Source organism: Carnobacterium sp., from assembly GCF_040274425.1.
Genome location: NZ_JBEMBC010000139.1, coordinates 1 through 4172 on the forward strand (window position 1 = coordinate 1; position 4172 = coordinate 4172).

4 protein-coding genes are annotated in these 4172 nt (G+C 31.0%); all 4 read right to left on the reverse strand.

Going from position 1 to position 4172, the window contains the following annotated elements:
- Positions 1–623, reverse strand: a 623-nt coding sequence (locus tag ABS911_RS14520) for a hypothetical protein (protein WP_350468151.1), incomplete at its 3' end; no start/stop codon positions are given.
- A 126-nt stretch (positions 624–749) separates the two neighbouring features.
- A complete protein-coding gene (locus ABS911_RS14525) occupies positions 750–1385 on the reverse strand; it encodes a hypothetical protein (protein WP_350468152.1) in 636 nt (211 codons plus the stop codon).
- Between the two features lie 594 nt (positions 1386–1979).
- A complete protein-coding gene (locus ABS911_RS14530) occupies positions 1980–2480 on the reverse strand; it encodes a signal peptidase I (RefSeq protein ID WP_350468153.1) in 501 nt (166 codons plus the stop codon).
- Positions 2481–2579: 99 nt separating this feature from the next.
- Positions 2580–3704, reverse strand: a complete 1125-nt coding sequence (locus ABS911_RS14535) for a carbohydrate kinase (protein ID WP_023178471.1) — start codon at positions 3702–3704, stop codon at positions 2580–2582.
- Positions 3705–4172: the final 468 nt, after the last annotated feature.

A 4172-nucleotide genomic window follows, 5' to 3' on the forward strand; every position in this document is an offset into this window, starting at 1 on the left:
GGAACTAACAAAATACTATTTTCTAACGTTATTTCATCCAAAAACATATTAGCATTCGCATTTGAAGCATTTGTCTGAATCAATCTGAAGGTAACTTTAACTGTTATTTTTTCTTCCTTAGTAGGAGTACTACTTTCGTAGGAAACAGTTACTGGTATTTTACCTACAGAATTAGGTTCAATAACGATATCACTACCACTCGCATTTTTAATAAAAGCAAAACTATTTGTGTTTAAATTGGCTGCAGTGGCTTCTACTTTTATTTCTTCAGTTTCAAATTCAATTGAGATCATTGTATTTTTTAATTCATCGGCAGTCAGTACCCTATTGCCCTCTGTTACATCGATCTTATAAGCAAGTTTTCCCGACAGACTGCCATCATTTACCAATTTACTCGAAGCGATTAAGACGGGACCACCTTCAGTGAAACATACAGGGTCAATAATATTGGTATCCTCTGTAGCTAAACTTATTGATCCCAATTCTAATGTGATTCCCATATTTATGTTGTCAGTATCACTAAATGATGCTTTCGCCTGTAACGAGGGGGAAAATATGAAGAAAGCTAAAAATAACGAAATGATTTTAAAAAATATAATTAAATTAATTTTTAGCTTCTTCATAACTATTCCTCTTTCTCTTAGGTTATATGTAGTAAAAAATTCCGAAGTAAAGCGATTAGATGACTTCACTAATCGCTTACTTCAAAATATATTTTTTGATTTTTATTTCTTTTAATTTATCTAAACTTACTTTTTATTTGTTTGCTCAGCATTAATATTAATAGCTTTTTCTAAATAATTTACTGCTGTTTTATTCCCAATTTCATACTTGTTACTTCCAGTGTTAAATGAATCACCTACAGTTGTTTTAACAGTAATAGTCACATCAAATGTTTTACTTTCTTTGCTCTTAAGAGGAAATTCATCTTTTAATCCAGTTATAGTAGTTGTAAATGCACCATCATCTGGTAAAACTTTATCGCTATAATTTGAAAGTTGGCCCAGAGCCTCTTTTGACGTTAACTTAACTTTAACATCAAGTGATCCATTATTCTTAATAGAATAAGTTCTTGTAAAAGAATCACCAGGGCGCACACTAGTAATATTTTCAGCATTTTTAATTGAACCATCCGATTCTACAGTTGCACCTAAATTATCATTTTTATCTAAACTAGTTCCTGTAACTTGTAAAGGTTTGTATATCCAAGAGGTCGTACCATCTGTTGATATGTCTACATCTCCTAAAGACAATTGAATATTTCCTTGCATTTGTGCACTATCTGAGAAGTATGCTCGTGTTCCATATGCTGCTACGCTGATGATTAATAAAGCTCCTAGTAATAGTGGTAACTTTTTCCTTCTGCTTGCCGATTCTTTTTTCATTTTATATTCTCCTCCATTATTTCTTTAATTTTTTATTTGTTCCCAACATCCGTAACTATAATCTTAGAAAAAAAAGAAGTCAAATTATATCATTTTTATTCAAAGCAATAAATATACATCTTCTAAGATGTAACATTTGTTCATCTTTCAGAACCTTTAAGATAAGGTTTGATAATCAAACAAATTGCATAAGAATGGCATTTATAATTATTCTGTTATCTTTATGTATAAGAACAAATGTAATTTTAAACAATTTAGCAACATTTGTTTTACGATAAAAAGTATATACTGTATATTATTTGCATAAAAAAAGGTCGATTGAGTATCTTTTGGGATTTAAAAATGTCTTTTTATAAAAAAAAAGCTATTTTTAGTATTATTTATAAATTTTGATGCAATTCCATTTTCTTTTTAGTTGAATTAATTTCTAATTTTTTCTTACTAAACTAAAAAAAACAAAAAAAATAAATAGGTAGCGGACTATTTTATCCACTATCTATTTATTAATTACGCTTTCTAATGCATAAATATTTTTTTGTCTAATTTGTGACAATTTACTGATATACCAATAAACAAACACTTGTTTATTTAAAATTACTCTTTTATTTCTTCCTCTTTTGTCGGATGGAGATAAAGATAAATGAGATATATGCCCATTAAAGCAACAACAAGAGCAAAAGCAATCGGTTTTTGTAAGAAGGTGATAACGTATCCAAAATAAGGAATAAGCAATTTTTGAATCCCAATATAAGATTCTTCTGCTACAAAGCCTTGATCTTGGATATTATTTGCATCCCCTTTTGTAACTAATCCTTCTTCTGTCTTATCCATTACTCTATGTGTAACGATTTCTGTATTGTATTGGAAAGTTACAACATCTCCGGTTTCAATAGCATCATAGGGCTCTATTTCAACGATAATGAAATCTCCAACTGATATCTTTGGCTCCATACTTCCACTTACTACAGTGTAGCCTTTATACCCAAATAACCCGCTACTATCTGGTGCAGAAAAGAAGCTAATTCCGGCGATTACGACAAAAATAAGAACTGCAACTAACACTATTGTATTTCCAATATATTTTACTATCTTCATTTTTAAATTTCCTCGCTATCTTCACGTTTTTATTAAAGATAGCATATCTCACTTATTAAATCTATCGTATTTCCTTTATGGCCAAACAAAAATCATGAATTAATCATAAAAAGTTTTATCTACTAAACATGCATTATATTCATTTTGTAATTGATTCTTGGATAAATTAGGTCGGACAACGTAAATGGATTGAGATGTTTGAAAAGCATTCGTTAATCCAACAGTGATGCTATCAGGAATCGACTTGCCTTGGAGACGACTATAAACCACCCCTGCACAAAAGGCTTCATTCATTCCCCAATTATAGCGATCATCTTGTTCACTTGAATAATTAAAAATATGAACGCCGTCATCTTGACTTCCGTAAGCAATTTTAGCGTTCCCTTTAGAAATAAAAACGTGTTCTGGGCCCTTATCTAGCCATTTTTTTACAGCGTCTTTTAGATCCTCATCCGTTTCGACTTCCATATCAAAGTAAGCTGCTGTTTCATTATGTTTCGTAACCAACACCTTTATTCCACCTAAATAATCTGGTAAATTATTTAGGCGCTGGACAGAGACGGTCATTAATGCGATCGGAATATTGTATTTAATAGCAAAACTATTTAAAAACTCTATGGTATCTTTCGGACAATTCAAATCAGCAATGATATATTTTGAGCGCTTTAACACAGAAAGGTGCTTACTGAGCCATTCTGGCGTCATTTTATCAAAAATATCCACTTCAGCTAAGCCTAAAACCATTTCTCCATTCATATCTATGACTTCCATAAACGTTCCAGTAGGACAGCCTTCAATTCTATCAACAGCTTTAAGATTCATAAAATGTTCCGATTGATTTTCGATCATCTTCCATTCTGTATCATTTCCCGTAACAGAAAACAGCATCACCTTTTCTTCTAACCGTCCTAAATTTTCAGCAACATTGCGTGCTACACCACCAACATTGGTACGTGATTGCACATTATGAGATGTCCCTTGAATCATCTTATCTTTTACCAAATAGCGACGATCAATATTTGCTCCGCCAATACAAATGATTGGTTCTTCTTCATTTAATACATACGCTTTTCCTAATAAATAATCTTTTTTTACAAGCCCTGAAATAAGATTAGCTGTAGCTGAACGAGATAGACCAATAGTATCAGCCAGTTCCTGTTGTGGTATGAAAGGGTTATCACGAATAGATTCTAAAATTAATTTTTCTTTTTCATTAAGGCTCATGAGTGTGTATTCCTTTCTTGTTACATCTTTCTACATTTACTTTAGCATTCTTTTGAATCAACTGATTTTCCCCATCTATTACTTGCAACTTATGTTCTGTTACGTTACTAATAGCTGCAGTAATTAAGACCTCTAAAGTATCAGATCCATGAGCATAAACGATGCAAATTGTTCCTTCATTGTTTAATTTATAAATCCTCCTACAATCATTTTAAGCCTTCACATATAAATCATGATTATTACAAGATGCCTTTATTTGTAGTGACTTACCAATTGTGTATTTTTTGGTTATCCATTCAATTGATATTCATTATTTTAACGTAGATAAATCTTAATTTCAATTTACTTACCTTTTATATGGTAAAAAAGCAAAAGAATTATTTTTAATCATCAAATTAAATTGCTGCTAACTGGTTTATTGTTAATGAACAAACATCTTCTAAATTTGCTCTTGGTTATCCACTGTTT

What these genes read in the sequence shown, in the direction of transcription:
- ABS911_RS14530 (WP_350468153.1), bottom strand. Translation starts at nt 2,480, where the DNA reads ATGAAGATAGTAAAATATATTGGAAATACAATAGTGTTAGTTGCAGTT.
- ABS911_RS14525 (WP_350468152.1), bottom strand. Translation starts at nt 1,385, where the DNA reads ATGAAAAAAGAATCGGCAAGCAGAAGGAAAAAGTTACCACTATTACTA.
- ABS911_RS14535 (WP_023178471.1), bottom strand. Translation starts at nt 3,704, where the DNA reads ATGAGCCTTAATGAAAAAGAAAAATTAATTTTAGAATCTATTCGTGAT.